The following is a 674-nucleotide window of genomic DNA, read 5'->3' on the forward strand; positions in this document are numbered from 1 at the left end:
TTTGCTTTTACTAATATAAAATTTTATCTTACAACTTTAAGTGTTCTTATTGTCTTTTCTATTTTAAATTATTGGATTAAAATTAATATAAAAGAATTTTTAAAGTCTTATTTTTTAATATCTTTCACTATCTTTTTTATGGCTATTGTTATCGTATTTTATCTTACTTATGATCTTGAAACTTCTAAGGATCTTGCATTACTTAGCTCTCTAGAAGCTAAAGAATTGTCACCACAAGAATATAAAGCGTATAATTATTTTGGATTTTTGACTTGTATGGCTATGTTTTTTTTAGTAATCACATTTATTATACTTCCTTGTTTATTACAAGCTTATTTATTTAAATGTTATAGCATAAAAGAAAAACGCAAAAAATTAAGTTGGTTTATGGGATTTGTGTGTAATATTATTATATTAATTGCAAGTGTGTATTTGATGTATATATTTATTTAAAGACTATCAAAAATTCACTCCTTATGGTTTGGATTTTAAACTTTATAGTAAAGATTTTATCACTAAACTTGATTTTAAAGATAAAGCTTATAATGTGCTTTATAATACAGGAGTTTAAATGGGAGATAGTATTGCACTTTCTATTGGCTGGGGTTTGATTTTGTTTATTGCTAGTTTTACTACTGTAAGAATTTATCTTATAACTTTAAGTATTCTTATTG

General features: G+C 23.3%; 1 protein-coding gene. It reads left to right on the forward strand.

Annotated elements, in window-relative coordinates; translation table 11 throughout:
• The coding region (locus CAMP5053_RS08255; protein WP_337217645.1) for a hypothetical protein at positions 1-453 on the forward strand (453 nt) is incomplete at its 5' end.
• Positions 454-674 lie beyond the last annotated feature (221 nt).

It is taken from the genome of Campylobacter sp. S4:11, assembly GCF_024723695.1.
Classification (GTDB): Bacteria; Campylobacterota; Campylobacteria; order Campylobacterales; family Campylobacteraceae; genus Campylobacter_D; species Campylobacter_D jejuni_C.